This window comes from Streptomyces avidinii, from assembly GCF_045161815.1.
In the GTDB taxonomy this organism is placed as follows: domain Bacteria; phylum Actinomycetota; class Actinomycetes; order Streptomycetales; family Streptomycetaceae; genus Streptomyces; species Streptomyces avidinii.
The window spans coordinates 1403433-1421403 of the sequence record NZ_CP108863.1; the positions used below are offsets into that span (position 1 = coordinate 1403433).

16 protein-coding genes and 2 pseudogenes are annotated in these 17971 nt (G+C 70.7%); 9 read left to right on the plus strand and 9 right to left on the minus strand.

Annotated elements, in window-relative coordinates:
• Window positions 1-364 precede the first annotated feature (364 nt).
• Window positions 365-2026, plus strand: a complete 1662-nt coding sequence (locus OG373_RS06330) for a cytochrome bc complex cytochrome b subunit (RefSeq protein ID WP_405436556.1) — start codon at window positions 365-367, stop codon at window positions 2024-2026.
• Window positions 2027-2037: 11 nt separating this feature from the next.
• Here OG373_RS06330 and OG373_RS06335 read toward each other — a convergent pair whose 3' ends face one another.
• On the minus strand, window positions 2038-2427 hold the full coding sequence (locus tag OG373_RS06335; protein ID WP_405436558.1) for a cytochrome c oxidase subunit 4: 390 nt from the start codon (window positions 2425-2427) through the stop codon (window positions 2038-2040).
• A complete protein-coding gene (gene ctaD, locus OG373_RS06340; RefSeq protein ID WP_405436560.1) occupies window positions 2424-4103 on the minus strand; it encodes a cytochrome c oxidase subunit I in 1680 nt (559 codons plus the stop codon). Before ctaD ends, OG373_RS06335 begins: the two co-directional genes overlap by 4 nt.
• A 315-nt stretch (window positions 4104-4418) precedes the next feature.
• On the opposite strand from ctaD, the pseudogene OG373_RS06345 reads away from it, so the two are divergent.
• Window positions 4419-4733, plus strand: a pseudogene (locus tag OG373_RS06345) (PucR family transcriptional regulator); the annotation flags it as partial.
• A gap of 89 nt (window positions 4734-4822) precedes the next feature.
• On the opposite strand, the gene OG373_RS06350 reads toward OG373_RS06345, so the two are convergent.
• Entirely contained in the window at window positions 4823-5395 is a 573-nt protein-coding gene (locus OG373_RS06350) for a snapalysin family zinc-dependent metalloprotease (RefSeq protein ID WP_351291252.1), read from the minus strand.
• 531 nt (window positions 5396-5926) lie between these two features.
• Here OG373_RS06350 and OG373_RS06355 point away from each other — a divergent pair.
• Window positions 5927-6271 carry a helicase associated domain-containing protein gene (locus OG373_RS06355; RefSeq protein ID WP_405436561.1) on the plus strand — a complete coding sequence of 115 codons (345 nt, stop codon included), beginning with the start codon at window positions 5927-5929 and terminating at the stop codon, window positions 6269-6271.
• Between the two features lie 408 nt (window positions 6272-6679).
• On the opposite strand, the gene OG373_RS06360 is transcribed toward OG373_RS06355, so the two are convergent.
• A complete protein-coding gene (locus OG373_RS06360; protein ID WP_405436563.1) occupies window positions 6680-7165 on the minus strand; it encodes a hypothetical protein in 486 nt (161 codons plus the stop codon).
• 144 nt (window positions 7166-7309) lie between these two features.
• On the opposite strand from OG373_RS06360, the gene OG373_RS06365 reads away from it, so the two are divergent.
• Window positions 7310-7765, plus strand: coding sequence for an RpiB/LacA/LacB family sugar-phosphate isomerase (locus OG373_RS06365; protein ID WP_397728211.1), 456 nt, complete (start codon window positions 7310-7312; stop codon window positions 7763-7765).
• An 85-nt stretch (window positions 7766-7850) separates the two neighbouring features.
• Here OG373_RS06365 and OG373_RS06370 read toward each other — a convergent pair whose 3' ends face one another.
• The 4 genes from OG373_RS06370 to OG373_RS06385 form a co-directional block, all read right to left on the minus strand.
• Window positions 7851-8066 (minus strand): hypothetical protein, encoded by a 216-nt coding sequence (locus tag OG373_RS06370; protein ID WP_405436564.1) that lies wholly within the window; start codon window positions 8064-8066, stop codon window positions 7851-7853.
• A gap of 266 nt (window positions 8067-8332) precedes the next feature.
• The gene (locus OG373_RS06375; protein WP_405436566.1) at window positions 8333-9625 is read right to left on the minus strand and encodes a hypothetical protein; all 1293 of its coding nucleotides are present in this window, start codon (window positions 9623-9625) and stop codon (window positions 8333-8335) included.
• 691 nt (window positions 9626-10316) lie between these two features.
• A complete protein-coding gene (locus OG373_RS06380; protein WP_405436568.1) occupies window positions 10317-11024 on the minus strand; it encodes an IS5 family transposase in 708 nt (235 codons plus the stop codon).
• A 535-nt stretch (window positions 11025-11559) separates the two neighbouring features.
• A complete protein-coding gene (locus tag OG373_RS06385; protein WP_405436570.1) occupies window positions 11560-12360 on the minus strand; it encodes a maleylpyruvate isomerase family mycothiol-dependent enzyme in 801 nt (266 codons plus the stop codon).
• 609 nt (window positions 12361-12969) lie between these two features.
• Between OG373_RS06385 and OG373_RS06390 the strand changes: the two genes are divergently transcribed.
• Window positions 12970-13632 carry a hypothetical protein gene (locus OG373_RS06390; protein ID WP_405436572.1) on the plus strand — a complete coding sequence of 221 codons (663 nt, stop codon included), beginning with the start codon at window positions 12970-12972 and terminating at the stop codon, window positions 13630-13632.
• Between the two features lie 74 nt (window positions 13633-13706).
• On the opposite strand, the gene OG373_RS06395 is transcribed toward OG373_RS06390, so the two are convergent.
• On the minus strand, window positions 13707-14654 hold the full coding sequence (locus OG373_RS06395) for an NmrA/HSCARG family protein (protein ID WP_405436573.1): 948 nt from the start codon (window positions 14652-14654) through the stop codon (window positions 13707-13709).
• Between the two features lie 173 nt (window positions 14655-14827).
• On the opposite strand from OG373_RS06395, the pseudogene OG373_RS06400 reads away from it, so the two are divergent.
• The 4 genes and pseudogenes from OG373_RS06400 to OG373_RS06415 all read left to right on the plus strand — a co-directional run.
• Window positions 14828-14983: pseudogene (locus OG373_RS06400) on the plus strand (MFS transporter); the annotation flags it as partial.
• A gap of 434 nt (window positions 14984-15417) precedes the next feature.
• The gene (locus tag OG373_RS06405; protein ID WP_405436575.1) at window positions 15418-15819 is read left to right on the plus strand and encodes a GntR family transcriptional regulator; all 402 of its coding nucleotides are present in this window, start codon (window positions 15418-15420) and stop codon (window positions 15817-15819) included.
• The gene (locus OG373_RS06410) at window positions 15816-16832 is read left to right on the plus strand and encodes an ABC transporter ATP-binding protein (protein ID WP_405436577.1); all 1017 of its coding nucleotides are present in this window, start codon (window positions 15816-15818) and stop codon (window positions 16830-16832) included. The genes OG373_RS06405 and OG373_RS06410 overlap by 4 nt, the downstream gene beginning before the upstream one ends.
• Window positions 16829-17866 (plus strand): ABC transporter permease, encoded by a 1038-nt coding sequence (locus OG373_RS06415; protein WP_405436580.1) that lies wholly within the window; start codon window positions 16829-16831, stop codon window positions 17864-17866. Before OG373_RS06410 ends, OG373_RS06415 begins: the two co-directional genes overlap by 4 nt.
• Window positions 17867-17971 lie beyond the last annotated feature (105 nt).

Below are 17971 nucleotides of genomic sequence, written 5' to 3' on the forward strand. Positions count from 1 at the left end.
ACGGGGCTGGATGCCCAGCGCGCGACCGGACGGGGGGCTTCGACGACGGCCAGGTTCTCGCGGGACCGGGAGCGCGACCTCGGCGCCGGAGCGGCTGACTCCAGCTGCCCCGCATGCTCCCTGTCCGCTGGAACGGCGCCCGGAATCGTACGGAGCGCGCTGCTCTTCCGGTGACTCCGCAGGAGCTCCCCCTGGCCGGCGTACGGGCTGACGGCACGTGCGGGGTAGCCCCGGACGCCGGCTCCGCCCCGTTCGACGGGGGCCGATCACGTGGTTTCCGGCGTTCCGGTCGCGTGCCTCCCCCGGCAGCTCCCTCCGGAGGGCCATGCTCCGAGCAGGGGGAACCTGATGCGCGGAGGGTGCGGTGCTGCTGAAGAGGACACGGGTCCGCGCCGCGCGGCGGGCGGGCCGGGCGGCGCACCGTTCGTTCCGCTGCCTGGATGAGCGCCTGCCGCTCGCCGAGGCGGCACGGACCACCGTGCGCAAGGCGTTCCCGGACCACTGGTCGTTCCTCCTCGGGGAGATCGCCCTCTACAGCCTGCTCGTCCTGCTCCTGACCGGCACCTGGCTCACCTTCTTCTTCCAGCCGTCGATGCAGGACACCGTCTACGCAGGTCCGTACGCCCCGCTGCACGGGCTGCAGGTCTCCGAGGCGTACGCGTCCACCCTGCGCATCAGCTTCGAGGTGCGCGGCGGCCTGCTGATCCGCCAGATGCACCACTGGGCGGCGCTGCTGTTCGTGTTCGCGATCGGCGCGCACCTGCTGCGCGTGTTCCTCACGGGCGCGTTCCGCCGGCCGAGGGAGGCGAACTGGGTCGTCGGGGTGACCATGCTGCTGCTGGCCCTGGTGGAGGGCTTCGCCGGTTACTCCCTGCCGGACGACCTGCTGTCGGGTACGGGGCTGCGGACCGCCCAGGGGATCATGCTGTCCGTGCCCGTGGCCGGGACGTATCTGTCCTTCTTCGCCTTCGGCGGCGAGTACCCGGGCCAGGACATCGTCGCGCGCCTGTACCCCGTCCACATCCTCCTGGTGCCCGGCCTGCTCGTCGGGCTGGTCTCCCTGCACCTCCTGCTGGTCGTGCACCTGAAACACACCCAGTGGGCGGGTCCCGGCCGCACCGGCCGCAACGTCGTGGGCAAGCCGCTCTTCCCGCACTACACGGCGAAGTCCGCCGGACTGTTCTTCCTGACCTCCGCCGTCCTCGCCGCCCTCGGCGCGCTCGCCCAGATCAACCCGGTCTGGGCGTACGGCCCGTACCGGACGGACGTGGTGTCCACGGGTGCGCAGCCGGACTGGTACGTCGGCTTCCTGGAGGGTGCGTTGCGCCTGATGCCCGGGGTCGAGACCCGGCTGTGGGGGCACACGCTCATGTGGAATCCGCTGGTCCCCGGCGTCCTGCTTCCCGGTCTGCTGTTCGCCGGCCTGTACGGGTACCCGTTCTTCGAGCGGTGGATCACCGGCAGCCACGGCGAACGCCATGTGTGCGACCGCCCCCGGAACCGCCCCGCCCGGACTGCCCTGGGTGTCGCCGTCCTCACCTCGTACGCCGTGCTGCTCCTGGCCGGGGCTCAGGACATCATCGCCTTCATCACCGAGATTTCGGTTCAGGCCATCACCTGGACCCTGCGCTGCGCGGTCGTGCTCCTGCCGCCTCTCGCGTTCTGGCTCACCCGGCGCCTGTGCATCGCTCTCCAGGCACGCGATGCCGAGCAGCTGGTGCGCGGGGCGGAGAGCGGCGAGGTGCGCGAGAGCGTGGAAGGAGGCTTCGCGGCCGGGCGCGTACCGCTGCCTGCCGAGCAGCGGTACGTCAATGCCGTGTACGAGGTGAACACCCCGCTGCCCCGGCAGTCGACCGGAGCTGCCTCGTCTCGGGGGACGTGGCCGGCCCGTCTGCGCGATGCCCTCAGCCGCTGGTACTACGCCGGCCGGTTGCGGTCCCCGCTCAGTACGGAGGACCACCTGCGGGCACAGGACATGATCGCCGGACCGGACGAGCCCGTCCGGGAGCGGGCGGACCGGACCTGAGAGGGCCGGGGTCAGCCGTCCGCACGGCGCGGGCGGAAGACGAACCCGAACACCCCGGGTGCGAGGACGCCGAAGCCGATCAGGGCCAGCCACAGCCCCTGCACCACTCCGAGCCCGATCAGGGCGGCTCCCACCGCCGAGACCACGGGGGCGTAACTGCGTGCGGGGAAGAAGAAGCGGCGGTCGCCGCCTCCGGCGACGTGCGCCGTCCCGTCGTCCTCGGGCCGCCGCCCGTCGCGGGAGAACTGCCGCCACATGAAGGCGGCGACGAGGGCGGACATCAGGAGCGAGACCATGAGCGCGGAGATGCCCGCCGGATCGTCGGACAGCGCCGCGTAGATGCCTCCGGTCAGGGCGAAGAACACCGCGACCCCGGTGAACAGCCAGGCTTCCGCCCTCATCGCGGCCTCACCTCCGGATGGTGCAGATCGAACGCGGGCGAGTCCGTGCGGATACGGGGCAGCGCGTGGAAGTTGTGCCGCGGCGGCGGACAGCCGGTCGCCCATTCCAGGGAACGCCCCCACCCCCACGGGTCGTCCGACGTGACACGGACGCCGGTGCGGGCCGTGCGCCAGACGTTGTAGAGGAAGGGCAGGGTCGAGAGCCCCAGCAGGAACGCCCCGATCGTGGACAGCGTGTTCAGGAGGGTGAATCCATCGGCCGCCAGGTAGTCGGCGTAGCGCCGGGGCATTCCCTGCTCCCCCAGCCAGTGCTGGACGAGGAAGGTGAGCTGGAAGCCGACGAACAGCGTCCAGAAATGGATCTTCCCCAGACGTTCGTCGAGCATCCGGCCGGTGAACTTGGGCCACCAGAAGTAGAAGCCGGCGAACGTGGCGAAGACGATCGTGCCGAACAGCACGTAGTGGAGGTGTGCGACGACGAAATAGCTGTCGGTGAGGTGGAAGTCCATCGGCGGAGAGGCGACGAGCACACCGGTCAGCCCGCCCAGCAGGAACGTGACGAGGAAGCCCATGCACCACAGCATCGGCGCCTCGAACGACAGCGAGCCGTTCCACATCGTCCCGATCCAGTTGAAGAACTTCACCCCGGTCGGCACGGCGATCAGGAACGAGAGCAGCGAGAAGAACGGCAGCAGCACCGCGCCGGTGGCGAACATGTGGTGCGCCCATACCGTCGCCGAAAGCCCCGTGATCGCCATCGTCGCGCCGACCAGAGCGACGTACCCGAAGATGGGCTTACGGCTGAACACCGGCACGATTTCGCTGACCACCCCGAAGAACGGCAGCGCGACGATGTAGACCTCCGGGTGGCCGAAGAACCAGAACAGGTGCTGCCACAGCAACGCCCCGCCGTTCGCGGCGTCGAAGACGTGCGCGCCGAACTTCCGGTCGGCCTCCAGGGCCAGGAGGGCGGCCGTGAGCACGGGGAAGGCGAGCAGCGCCAGGATGGAGGTGAACAGCACGTTCCAGGTGAAGATCGGCATCCGGAAGAGCGTCATGCCCGGTGCGCGCAGGCACACGATGGTGGTGATGAAGTTGACCGACCCCAGGATGGTGCTCAGGCCGGACACCGCCAGGCCCATGATCCAGAGGTCCGCGCCGACGCCCGGGGAGAAGACGGCTCCGTTGAGGGGCGCGTACGCGAACCAGCCGAAGGCGGCCGAGCCGTTCGCCGTCAGGAACCCGCTGACCACCATGAGCCCACCGAACAGGTACACCCAGTAGGTGAAAGCGTTCAGGCGCGGGAACGCGACATCGGGGGCACCGATCTGCAGGGGCATCACGGCGTTGGCGAAGCCGGTGAAGGTAGGGGTCGCAAACAGCAGCATCATGATCGTGCCGTGCACCGTGAACAGCTGGTTGTACTGCTCGGCCGAGACGATCTGCAACCCGGGCCGTGCCAGTTCCGCCCGCATCAGCAGCGCCAGCACACCGGCGAACAGGAAGAACCCGAACGCGGTGACGAGGTACATGTAACCGATCACCTTGTGGTCGGTGGTCGACAGCACCTCCTGCACACGGGCACCGACGGCCGCCCTGCGGTGCGCCTCGTCGGGCGCGGCCGTCCCGGCAACGGACCCCGCGGGCGGCGCCACCCCCTCCTCGACCGACACCATGGGCCTCCCCGCAGGACGCACTCCGGGCCGCGCCGTCGCAGCCTTTCGCCAACCCTGGCAGCCCGCGACCCCGCCCGGCGGTAGGCCCACGGCGCGCCGTCCGCGCCGGTGTCCGCGGGCCGGGCAATCGGGTGAGCGGGCCCGTCGTTGACGGAACGAAGTGCGGCAGGTCGGGTCCGCGTGGATCGGAGCCGCGGAAGGACCAACGGTTGGACGGGCAGCGCGGGAGCGTGTGACCCACCACCGCCCGGATAGCGCCTCCCATTTCCATGCGTCGAGGAAGCGTCGTGGACGCGTCAGGACTGGGGGAAGTGCGTGACGGACCGAACGGCAATAGCGGATCATCCGGCGGGCTACACCGGCATCGTCGCCGCCGCCTGCGCGACGGGCCGCCGTCTGAACCGCGACGAGCTGGACTCCCGCCGCGCGGAGGGGGAGCGTGCCGCGGAGGCAGGTCTTCTGTTGCGCGCCCTGATACGGGACCACCTGGCGGCGGCCCAGACCGTACGGCCCTCGTCCACGTCGTCCGGTCCGCTGCTGCCTGTCGTCGAACAGGCCGTGGACGCCTTCGTGGAGGGGTACGAGCGCGCCCAGCACCAGGCCGTCCGCCAGGAGGAGGCCGCGCGCCGCTGCTTGCCGATGAAGGCGCGGCAGTGGGCCGGCGCGGCCGCCCTCCGGGAGTCCCGTCCCAGCCAGGCCCGCACCGGCCCACCCGCCGGTCAGGGGGCGTCGATGAGTACCCGGCCGTCGGTCGGCACGGTTGCCGCGAGCCCGTTCGCGTACGCGTTCTGCACGCGGGACCGCTCCGTCGCGTTGGGCACGGCGTTGGTGCAGGCCGTTCCGGCGCTGGACCCGGACATCAGCTGGGAGCACGGCCCCGGCTTGGTGTCCGGGAGGCCCAGGCTGTGGCCCAGCTCGTGCGCGGCGATGCGCGTCTTGTCGTACCCCTGGCTCACGGCCTGCGCGCCGAGTTCGACTCGGACCTGTCGTCCCGGACGGACCGGGCCGAGGGTGGCCTGCGGCCAGCCGGTGGTGGCGACGATGACGATCTCGGCCCGGGCCCCGGGCGCGGCCTCCACCAGCCGTACGTTACTGACGTTCGCATTCCAGGAAGCGACCCCGGCCGCGATGGCCGCTTCCCAGCCACCGGCCCGGCTGTCGTCGTAACGGAGTGTCACTACTGCTGCGGTGGCGTCGGGTATGGGCGCGGGTGCCGCGGTCGCGGCGGTTGCCGCCGCGAGGACCAGCGCGGCGGCGGAGGTGCCGACTTTCAGCCAGGTGCCCAGAGACATGGTCGCCTTCCTTCATGCGTGGGGGGCCCGGCCCCTCGGCGGAGCCGGGGCACTGGAGACGCCGCCACCGCCCGCCTGTGGCCCGCGGGTTCGGACAGCCGCCCCTCCGGAGCCCTAAGAAGGTAGCCCCGCACCCCACCAACCGGTCATGCACCTGCCAGCCAATTCCCGCGGGCACTCCAGCCGATGCCCGGTCAGCGGGCGGCACCATCCAGGGGCTCGCGCGGCCGCGCTCGGCGAGCGGGCTACGGACGGCCGTGGCGGCGCAGCCATACGGCCCGGACGGCCCGGCCGTAATAGCAGGGTGCGAACAGGCGCGCCCATGACAGCCAGTCACCTTGGCGAGTGACGCCGGTCGGCAGCAGCTCAGTCGACCCGTGACAGGCATGACCACCACCGCTGCGCAGCAGGATCAGGGGCATCCGTCCCGTCCTGGCTGACGCCCGTCCGGTGCCACCGCCGCACCCATTCACAGGCGTTCCCGCTCGGCAGGTGGCTGTCGGACCAACGGTGGACCTACCGGGCCGGGCCATGACCGGAAAACGCGCGGCCGAGCTCGAAGGGCTCTGGATCGTGTGGGACACCGCCGACGCCGGCTTCGCAACCAACCTCGGGGCGGCGCGGGCCTACTACGAGCTGCACGGGACCCTGGCTGCGCCGCGGCAGGACACCACGCTCGACCAGGCCGTCCGGCAGTGGCTGACCAACATCCGCCGACCCGGCAGGTTGGGCAAGGACCCCGTACGGGCGCAGCGGCGAGCCGCCGCCCTGGCCGCTGTCGACCGGACTGGAACCCGGGGGCGCCGGGGTGGACGGTGGACTGGCAGCGGCACCACGCCTACCTCGCCCAGCTCCTCGCCTCCGGTGCGCGCCTGACCGCGGTCGTCCCGGGCGTGACCCGGCACGGGGAGGATGTCGGCCGGTTGCTCGCCACCCAACGCCGGGCCTGGGACCGGCTGGGCAAGGAGCAACCCGCGGGCGCGGGGGGCGACGCTTTCCGAACTGCCCCGATCGCGGTGGCCACCGCTTCGGCCGCCGGTCAGGGCGGAGGGACGGTACGGTCGAAGTCGCGTACGCCGGGGGCGAGCTCACGGAGGGCTACGGTGGGCGCCGACGCCGCGGCCGGGTCCGGCTCCCCGACGGCAGCGAGCACCACACCGGGATCTGGATCAGCAACCAGAAAGCCCTGCCGCGACAAGCTCGACCAGGCCGAGCTCGCCGCTCTCCCTCAACTCGGCCTGCGTGGACGCAGCAGTGCCGGAGCTCTGCTTTGAGTTTGCCGGTCTATCCCTTGTCGGCGTTGGGACGCGGCGTGGTCTTCGTGTCAGGCCGACGGATCATGTCGTTGTCGCCCGCCTGCCGAGGGACGTAGGAGAATCCCTCCTCGGTGTCCGGGTCGTAGTGCACTACCGAACCCTTCTTCTTCAGCATTCCCAGCCAGGAGGCCAGCCGGGACTCATCCGTCTCAGTCAGCTCCTTGCCGGCGCGGCGTCGCCCCTCGGCTCGGAGCATCGCCAGCGGGTAGGCCCAGCGGTGTTCCTCCTTGACGAACCAGGGGATGAGGTCATCGTTCCGCACGATTCGCCGATCGAGACCTCGCCGACGCCGGAAATTGCCCCACATCGACACGACAGTCTCGATGTCGTACTTGCGCCGGTACTCCTCGATCATCCACTGATACGTGCGCCCCTCCTCGAACCATCGGATCACCTCCGACTCGTCCTGAATCTTGCGCCTTCCCATGAACCCACCCTGCTCGACCTTGATCACGTGACACTTGCACGCTACAGGGCCCCACGAAGGCTCCGGACGGCCCCCAAGACTCATGTGGAGCAGCTGGAGAACGGCACCGAGGCCGGGCTCGCACCTCGACTCGCGGCGACCGTCCGTTCCACGGCCGGTTAGTCTCGGGACATGCGGATCTCCGTTTCTTCGGACATGGACGAACCCGTGGCTCGCGCACTCCTCGGGCAACTGCGCGACCGCGGACACGACGTGGTGACGTACGGGGCGCTGAGCCCGGGTGACGATCCGCAGTGGGCAGCCTGCTCGGAGGCGGCGGCCCGCGAGGTCGCCGCCGGGAACGCCGACCAGGCCGTTGTGTGCTGTTGGACCGGTACAGGCGCGTCGATCGCCGCGAACAAGGTTCCCGGCGTACGCGCAGCCCTGTGCACGGACGCCTACACGGCGGACGGTGCGCGCCGCTGGAATGACGCCAACGTGCTCGCGCTCAGCCTGCGCCTGACCTCGGAACCGCTGCTCAAGGAGATCCTCGACGCCTGGTTCGCCGCCGAGGCGAGCGCGGACGCCGAGGACCGGGAGAACGTGGCGCGCGTCAAACGGCTCGACAACACCAGAACCACACCCTGAATGAAGGCAGTGACGCCGACGGGTGGGTGTTGCAGCCCTCGGCCGGAATGTCACCGGCATTCCAGAGGTCCTCTCGTCACGAGGCTCAGCGGGAGGGCTCCCAGCCCTCGGGGCCAGCGCCTCGCCATTCCACGAAGTCGGGGTCGGTGAGGTCCACGTCCTCGGCGTTCTCCAGCCCGACGGCCGCGAGGAAGACCCTGATGTCGGCCGGGCGGTGCGCGACCCCGATGGCGACGCCGTCGTAGCGCACCGGGCGTCGGCCCTGCTCGGCGGGCGGGTAGACGATCAGCTCGGCGGACATGTGCCGTGCCCGCCGTAGCCGGCCGTGGTGGCGAGCGCGAGCAGGACGGCGGGGGTCGCAGGTACAGGTATGGAGCGTCTCATCGGAATCCCGCCGGGAACGGTGCAAAGGCTTCTGGTCATGGCACGCCGCCGGGCGGTTGCTGATCCGGCCCTGGACCCGGCGGGCCGGTGGACGTCACCGTGGCGCGGACCGGTGAGCGGCGTCGAGTCGTCCCGTGCGGGGGCGTTGAACCGCCCCCGCACGGGACTCGCCGGCGTGTGCCGTTACGCCGAACGGCGCCGCCGGGCCATGGCGTACAGGGCTCCGCCGAGCGTCAGGGCCGCGGCGGCGAGTCCGCCTGCGGCCAGCGCGGCGGATCCGGTGTTGGCCAGGTTGCCGCCGGTACCGCCGTTCGGGCCCGGGGTGTTGCCGGTGCCCGGGGCGGTGCTCGCGGAGGCCGAGGCCGAGGGCGTGGTCGAGCCGGACGGGCTCGGGGAGGCCGAGGCGGACGTCGACGGGCCGGGCTGCGGCCCGCCGGCCGGCGTCACGGTGATGGTGAGCCCGGCCGTGTTGTTGCCGAGGTCACGATCGATGTCGGCGATCTTGAGATGGCCGGGACCGCGGTCGGCCTTGTACCGGTACTCGCCGTGGTACGTGCCCGGCTTGACCCACGACTCGATCTTGAAGATCCCCTTGACCGAGCCGCCGGTCCCGCCGAACACCCGGCGCCCCTCCGGGCCCGGGCGGCCGCCGGCGAAGCTGATGCCGGGCGGCAGCACGAACTCGGTTTCCACCACGTTGTCGTCGACGGCCGTGGTGGCGACCGAACCGGTGCCCTTGATCTGCCAGCCCGGGTTGAGCAGCACCTGGCCGCCGGCCGGACCGCTGCCGGTCGCCCCGCTCACGGTGAAGTCGGGTTGGTTCGCGGGGTTTTCGACCGGCACCTCGCGGCCCCAGAAGCGCCACTCCTTGAACGGCTCGGACGGTGTGACCTTGATGGCGGCGGCGGTTCCCTTGACCCCGCCCTGCTGCGGCTTGTAGATCGGCTTGCCGCCCGGGGTCCAGGAGACGTAGAAGAGGTCCCGCCACAGCTCCGGGGCCGCGGTGATGTTCAGCCCCGTGTCGAGCCGGTAGTACTTACCCGGCTCGAAGGTGCCGGTGAAACTGCAGAACAGGTATTCGTCACGGTACTCCCGCACGGGGTCGACCTTGAAGTGTTCGCAGTTCGACGGCCGTTCCTGAGGATTCAGTTCCAGGCCCGGCGGCAGGTGGACGCCCAGCTCCGCCCCCTCGACGGGCTTGTCGCCGGTGACTTTGAAGCCCAGACGGAGGCTCTGCTTCTGGCCGTTCTCGACCGTGGTGTCGAGGAGCTCCTCGGAGGTGACGAGACCGCCGAACGGGTCCGGGTCGCCCTCAGGCCGGTTCGGGCCCTGCTTACCGACCTCGGTGGCCGGCGTCACCGGGCTCGGCGCCGGCGCCGGCGCTGCCTGGGCAGTGGTCGCGGCGCCCAACACCACCGTACCGGCGGCCAGAGCCGCTCCGATCCGCCGCGCTGCAGTGCTGTGCGTGCGGTTCAACCGCATCAAGATGGTCCCCCTCGTGTCACATGGGTCAGGCGTTCGAGTACACCCGACTCCTGTACGACCGGCGGGGGGCCCGATCGGTTGCCCGGAACGATCAAGAAATCGGCGGGCGGGATCTCCACGACCGTCCTGCCGTACGGGCGTTGGGCGCGCGCGATGTCCGTGCGGCCCGCCTGAACCGTCCCCCGAGGACCCGGCCTCCACGACGCGAGCCGGGCGCAGCCGTCCTTCCCTGTGGCTGCGTCGGATCGGTTTCTGCCGCCGGCCGTTCCTCGAACTACCCGTCTCCGGGGCCACCCACCCTCGACGCGCCCGCAGGTCACCTTGCCCACACCGACGTCAACGGCACAGCCGGATCCATCGAGGCCTACCTCGGGCGGGACGTCCTGACGCTGCCGAACGGCGAGCTGCGTCACGTGCAGTGGCGCAGCCACATCGATGGCAGCAAGCAGCACCGATACTCCCTCCAGGATCTCCCTGGGGTAGATCGTGAACCTCTGGCTGAGGAATTGAGTCGGGGTCCACAGCTGGTTCAGAGAAGCGGCCACCGCCGGGAAGCTGCGCACCTACGGCCTGCACACGATCGGCGCCTCGCCGGGACCCGGCGGCGGCCGGACCACCCCCGCAGGTGCGGGGTCGACACTTTCAGAGCTGCGGCTGTTTCGGCCCAGGTGGCTGTTCTCGTTCAGTTGCTTCGGGGCGGAGAGGACCAGCCAGTACGCCGGGCAACGCGGCGGGTCATGAGCATCGTCATCGACCAGTAGACCATCGCCTCCGCGCTGGCGATGGAACGCTCGAAGTCGCGCACGAGACCGCGACTTCGCATCAGGTGGGCGAAGAACCGCTCGACGATCCACCGCTTGGGCAGCACGAAGAAGCCGCGCATGTCGTCGCTGCGTTCGACGATGGCGAGGACCAGGGCGAGGGCCGCGAGGCAGTACTCGACGAGGCTGCCGGTGTATCCGCCGTCGGCCCAGACCAGGGCCAGCAGGCGGGGCACGGCAGTGACCTGGGTGAGCAGGACCTGGGCCGCGGCGCGGTCGCCCACATCCGCTGCGGTGACCATCACCGCGAGCAGCAGGCCAAGGGTGTCGACCACGACGTGCCGCTTGCGCCCGTTGATCAGCTTGCCGCCGTCGAAGCCGCGGCTGTCAGAGCCGACGACCGCGTCCGCTTTGACCGACCGCGAGTCGATCACGCCCGCGCCCGGCTCCGAGTCCCGCCCGGCCGGCTCGCGGACCAGGCGGCGGAGCCGGTCGTGGAACTCGCGGACCAGATCGTGGTTGCGCCAGCGCCGGAAGAACGCGTAGACCCGCTCCCACGGTGGGAAGTCGGCAGGCATGGCCCGCCACTTCGTGCCGTTGTCGACCAGGTAGTGGATCGCGTCCAGCATCGCGCGGTGGCAATAAGCCTGCCTCCGGTTGCCCGCCCCGGCCCCCGCAGCCGGCCCGGCACCGGCAGCAGTGGCCGGACCACCGCCCACTCGGCGTCCGACATGTCGGTGGGATACCGACGCTCGCGCGCCCCGTGGTCTCTGGCGTTCCCGCACCTGTGGGCCAGACAGTCACACGCGAGAGTGGCTGAAGTGGACCCCACTCCCGCGTTGCCGTAGAAATGCGACAACAGGGCTTCCTGAAGCGCACGTTGGCTTCGACACTCTTCGAGCTACCAAGAGGCCCTGCTCTCATGCGCGGCAGCCGCTGCAGTCACCCGATCGGCTGACTTCTCGACGAGATCGGGACGACGGCAGTCGCGTCGCTTCTCGTGATCGCTGGGACGGACAAATTCGCACTGCCATCCAGGTAGACGGTCGGCTTGGTGACGCCCCGAGGCCGCCTCGCGGGTTTGAGCCCGGTGCCGCGACTGACGAATCTGGCGAAGAGTCGTGTCCTACCGGCTCGAGGCGCGGCCAACCGCCCCGCTACGTCCTACTTCTCCTCCGGCTCCCAGGCGCGGAGCAGGTCGAGCAGCCCTGCGTCTCCGTCAACGTGCAAGGAGTCGGCCTGGATCCGGTCGTACAGGTAGAGGACCAGCTCACTGGCCGTGCCGTGGACGGAGGCGCCGGCTGCGTCCGAGTCTTCGCCGGTCGTGGCGGTGGGCGCGGGGATGCGGGTGGTGCGTGCGCCGTCGCCGTCGACGGTGAGGCGCCAGGAGCGGCCCTCGGCGGCGTGGAAGTCGAAGGCCGTGGGCTTGTGCGGCCAGGCACTCGGCGTTGCGCAGACGGTGAACAGGAACTCCTCCACACCGTCGAGTGCCAGCTCGACCGGCAGCGGCTGCGGGGCGCCCCCGGCGAGCTGGGCGTCGTAGGTGTGCACCGCGGTCTCCTGGACCCGGTGCCGGGCGGTGCCGCCGGCGGTCTGCGGTGACTGCGACGCGGGCCACCACGTCCAGCAACCGCTCTCCGGTCCCGCCGCGCGCAGGGCGCCCAGCAGAAGCTGCGTCGACGCGTCCAGCCAGGCCAGCAGGGCCTCACGCTCCTGCGGCGCTTCCAGCGCGGCGCGCGCGGCGACGGCCTCGGCCGGGGGAGCGTCGGCAGACCCCGCGCCGACGATGGCGGCCCAGAAACGGTCTCCCCCACCCAGGTGCTTCACCAGATCGAACAGCGTCCACCCGGGGCAGGTCGGCACCTGCGCGTCGAGACCGGGCGCGGCGGCGACCACGGCGCGGAAGGCGGTCGACCGTTCATCGATCAGTCGCAACAGGTGAGGGAACTCAAGATTCTTTTCCACGCCGGATGTCTATCACCGTGCTCCGGTGATCGGACAGCGATTTTCACCGTCGCCGCAGGTTGGCCATTGCGGACGTCCTCGCCTCCCACCGCTCGGGTGACAAGCTGCGCACTGCTGCGAGGACGCTGGTGGTGGCGGTACGCCAGGCGTCGTGCCTCTGGGTGCTCTGGCCTCGCCGTGCGGCCGGGCACCTCGGCGACGTGATGTCCACCCGGTGCGCGCGGTCATGCTGCCGCTCGATGTGATGGACGCGGAGGTCACGACGGCGGGGGAGGACCGGTCGGGTCGGGAGTTCAGGTGACTCCCGTTCGACCAGCACACCTCAACTTCGGAACAACAACAGCCACTGACGGGAGTCAGCAGACGATCACATGATGGCCTCACGGCCCGAACTTGATGTCAGCCCAACCTGGCCCCTGCGAGGAACGCGCTCCAACTGATGGGCGCGACGGTCCGCTCGGGAGCAGCCGTGACCTCGGGCCCAGCGGGGCAGTGGTTGCACGGCGACTGCCCGGCGGAGGATGGGACTCCCCCGCCTCATGCAGTCCTGCCCGGCCCGGTGCGGCACAATCGTGGTCACCTGGGCGGGCAACGGTGAGGGGCGAGAACGTGGGGTGGTTTGGCTCGCGAAGCCGGCGTAAGGGCGTACCGATCGAGCCGGCGCTACTGGCTGCGGCTGCCGAGAATCCCGGTGGCAGCGTCGCCGAGATCGACTCGACGTATGTCGACGACCCGAACGGCTACGTACCTCCCGAGGCGATCCGCGGCGCGTGGTTGGTGGACAGCAGCGGGAAACCGACAGGTGAGTACCAGGAGAACCCCCGTCACGGGGTGCCACAGGACGACTTCAGCCGGCTGACCGATCCTGATCACTGGCTCGGCTGGCTCGGCGACGATCCCGCCATCGCCGTTCGGGAGGGCATCGAAGAGTCCTTGCGCGCCCAGGTGGCAGACGCAGTTGTCGAGTGGGTCAAGATCCTTGAAACGCCCCGTTTTCTCACGGGCGGGCGTCGCCGTTCTGCGGACGACCAGGTCATGTTGGTCACTCGCGCGGCACTCGCCGCGCCGTTCGCGTTGTCCGTGCGCACAACGCAGCACGGGCGCTCCATCCTCCTGGGGGTGTTCTCCTGGGCGGCGGTGAACCTGGCAGCGCCCGAAGCCCGCAAGGATCGGCACTGGTTCGACCTGGGCGTCGGCCTGGACTGGGCCGGTGAACGGCTGCAAGAGCGCATCTACGAGCTTGACGGTGAGGACGGCACCGCAGACCTGTAGAGCGGCCGTGCCACTTCGTAGGGGCGGGTCAGATCGGCTCGCAGCCGCTTGGACACCTGACGGTGCACGCGGTCTCAGCTCCAGTCGAACCTGTCCCGGTGTCCGGCCAGCCAGGTCGCGAAATCCTGGAGGGCCGGGTTGAGGGCGCGGACAGCCTCGAGGTCGCGTGCGCCGGTGAAGCGGGTCTCGCAGTCGGCGTAGAACTGGAACATGTTGCCGGCCTCGTCGGCGCCGGGGAATCCGAGGTCGCGGTAGGCGTCCGGGGTCAGCGGCCGGTAGCGCACGGGCCGGCCGAGCGACTCGGCGAGAGCGGCGGCCATGTCGGCGACGGGAAGGTGTTCGCCCGCGATGCTGACGGTCGCGGCGATGAAATCGGTGCCGCGCTTGAAGATGGCGGCCGCGGTCCTGCCGATGTCCTCCACCCCGATGCCTGCCAGCCGGTGTTCGCCCATGGGGAGGATCAGCTCGTACACGCCGTCCTCGGCGCGCTGCGGGGCGAACACGCCGAACAGGTTCTCCCAGTAGAAGGTGGTGCGCAGGAAGGTGGACGGTACGCCGGCGTCCGTGAAGTAGTGGTCGGCCTCCGCCTTGCCGTCGAAGTGCGGGACCTTGTACGAGCCCTGCAGCGTGGGCATCCTGTCGTCGTCGAGCGGGATACAGTCGCGGGTGTCCTCAAGGGTGGACCAGATGGCGTGCTGGACCCCCGCGTGCCCGGCCGCCTGGGCCAGTGCCGCCGCCTGGGCCTTCTCGTGCGCGGCGTCCATGTCCTCCCAGAAGTTGGTCACCAGGTAGGCCCCGTAGGCCCCTTCGAAGGCCGGAGCCAGGCTCGCCTCGTCGTCCATGTCGGCCCGGACCACCTCGGCCCCGAGCCGCTCCAGCTCCCGGGCCCGGTCCGAGTCCGGATCGCGTGTGACCGCGCGCACGGAGAAGCCGCTGTCCGGGTCCTCGAGGAGCGCCCGTGCGACCGACCCGCCCTGCTGCCCGGTAGCGCCGAACACCGTCACGGTCCGCTTCTCGGCCATCGCCGCCACCCACTCCCGCACACTGCGCCTCGCACCCACACGCTCGGGCACATTTCGCTACGGAACCTACGGCGACGGGCGGAGCCCGACCGGCAGGTACACGCCGACCCCGCCCGTATGGACGTACGCAGGGTATGGATCACCGACCGGAACCAACGCCGCAGCCGTTCAGGAACAACATCGCTTCGTCCGGCGCGCAATCGTTCGGTCTGGCGCTGGGAGGTGCGGCCGTCGCGGTACTCGGCCCGCACCGGGCACTCGCGGTAAGCGCCGCCCTCTACCTCGGCTGCGCGCTCGCTATCCGCATCCGGCTACCCCGGCTGCAGCCGCCCACCTCCCCGGTCCCCGTCCCGAACTACTCAGCGGGATCGGAGAACGGCACCGAACAGCGCGTGTAGTTCTCCTGCGCAGCAACCGTCGCAGGTCGGGTCGGCCGCGAGCCGTCACGCGCCCCACCCCCGCCCCCACGCCTCTCTGACGGACAGTCATTGCCGGTAGCTCATTGTGTCAGGAGTCCCCCGTACGGGGGCCGCGCCGTCATCGTGCGCCCTCACCCCAGAGCCTTCACGGTTGCCGCGTCCACCGATGCGCGCTGCGAGCGGCCCTCGGGCGGCCGTCGTGCGTGTGCCCGCCACCGACGCACCTGCACGTGGAGCGAGGCGCAGCGACGTGTGCCGGACCCCGTGGCCGGCGCTCTCCTTGACATCCGCGCCCTCCTCGATCCACTATTCACTACTCAAATAGTGAAAGGGTGTTTGCCGGGATGATCGAATACCGGATCGACCGGCGCAGCGGGGTTGCCACCTACGTACAGATCGTCCAGCAGACGAAGCAGGCCTTGCGCCTGGGCCTGCTGGAGCCGGGCGACAAGCTTCCGGCTGCCCGAGAGGTCGTGGAGGCCACGGCAGTCAACCCGAACACGGTGCTCAAGGCCTACCGGGAACTGGAACGCGAGGGCCTGGTCGAGGCCCGGCGAGGCCTCGGCACCTTCGTGCGCAGGTCACTCGGTGCCGCACCGAGCGACTCTCCGCTGCGGGGCGAGCTCTCCGAGTGGGCGGCGCGCGCTCGGACGGCCGGCCTGGAGCGGGATGACGTGGCGGCACTCTTCGCTGTCGTGCTGGACGAGCACTTCGATACCACCGAGAAGGAACAGGATCACCGATGACGAGCAGTGCCATCGAGGCAACCGGGCTGGGGAAGGCGTTCCGGCGGCGCGGCGGGTGGGCCCTGCGTGACTGCACGTTTCAGCTGCCGGCCGGACGTGTAGTTGCGCTCGTGGGACCCAACGGCGCGGGCAAGTCGACGCTGCTCGCCCTGGCGGCGGGGCTGATCGCCCCCAGCGAGGGTTCGGTCACGGTGCTCGGCGGGCACCCGGCCCACGTGCGGCCGCGGATCGGCTTCGTCTCCCAGGACAAGCCTCTGTACCCGCAGCTCACCGTCGCCGAGACGCTCCGCATGGGCGCCGACCTCAACCCCGACAGCTGGGACGCGGACACCGCGGAGCGGGTCGCGGCGGGCGGTGGCCTGGACCTCGGAGCCCGTGTCCGCTCGCTGTCCGGCGGCCAGCGCACCCGCGTGGCACTCGCCCTCGCCCTCGCCAAGCGGCCGGAACTGCTGCTGCTGGACGAGCCGGTGGCCGACCTCGACCCGCTGGCCCGGCACGAGCTGATGGGCACGCTCATGGCCACGGCCGCGCGGTACGGCACCACCATCGTGATGTCCTCACACGTCATCGCCGAACTGGAGGATTCCTGCGACCACTTGCTGCTGATCGGCGACGGCAGGGTGCGTCTGGCGGGTGACATCGACGACTTGCTCGCCGTGCACTCCCTGATCACCGGGCCGGCACGGGAGGCCGCCACCGGCGCCGACTTCGACCTGGCCCCGCACACCACGGTGGAATCCCGTATCACCGGTCGCCAGGTCACCGCCCTCGTCCGCCCCGCAGGGCCACTGCCCGTGGGCTGGCAGACGAACGACCTGTCCCTGGAGGCGCTGGTCCTCGCCCACCTGCGCAACCCGGCGGCGCCCCCGCTCACTCTCGGCCCCGCTTCCGCTTCCGCCTCCGCCTCTGCTTCCGCCTCCGCCTCTGCTTCCGCTTCTGCTTCTGCTTCTGCTTCCCCCACGTCCCAGGAAGCGGCTTCCGCCTCCGCCATGCCCCAGGAGGAGCCCGCATGACCGCCGTTGCCCCCACCGCTCCCACCGCTCCCGCGGCCACCCGGCATCCGTCCCCTGCGCCCCGTCTGACCCGGTGGCTGCTGCGCCTGCACCGGCCGGCGCTGTGCGTCTGGGCCGGCATCGTGGTCGTACTCTCGGCCGCGCTGCTGTGGCTGGGCGGCCCGCTCGCCGACGCCTCCGCGGCGGCGTGGGAGCAGTACAACGCGTGTGCCGGGGCGTCGAAGTGCGCCTACGACCAGCCCGCGATCATCCGCTACAAGGAGGTCTACTCCGCCACCACCTTCGCCGTCCTCGCCCTCCCCTTCCTCGTAGCCTCCTGGGCCGGGGCCACGCTGACCAGCAGGGAACTGGAGACGGGCACCGCTCAGCTGACCTGGGCCCAGTCGGTTTCCCCGGTGCGCTGGCTCACCGCCAAACTCGCCCTCCCGGCCACCCTCGTCGTCGCGGGCACCGGACTGGTGGTCGCGCTGCACCACCTTGCCTGGTCGGCCGGGAAGGGCCGCATAGACACCGCGAAGTCCTGGTCCGACTTCCCGACCTTCTACTCGGGCGGGCCGCTCACGGTCGCCCTGGCCCTCCTGGGCCTTGTCGTCGGAGTCCTGGTCGGTCTGCTCCGGCGGCGCTCCCTGCCCGCCCTCGGCACCTCCGTCGTCGCCACGACCGGCGTGTTCGCCGTCGTCCACATGGCACTGCCCTACCTGTGGCCCAGCGTGCCCCAGGTACGCAACCGGGTGGAGGGCGCTCCGTCAGGCACGGGGATCGTGGTCGACGAGGGCATCCTCACCTCCACCGGCGCCCGACTGCCGAACCCCTACTGCGGCGGCGACGTCTTCCCTGACTGCCGCGCCACGTACGACAAGCTCGACGCCGTCGGCTACTACCGCGACTTCCACCCCCTCGCCCACTACTGGCCCCTCCAGCTCATGGCGACGGCCCTCACCTGCGCCATCGTCGCCGTACTGGTCTTCGCCGCGTACCGCGTGCTGAAGAGCCGTACGGGCGGCACCCCGCGCGGCGCGAGCACCAACGAGTGAGGCCGCCCTGTGGCTCGTAGGCACTGCCGCGTGAGCGCTGCCTCATGAGCACTGCCTCGTGAGCACCGGCTTGTAGGCACTGCCGCGTGAGTGCCGCCGCGTGAG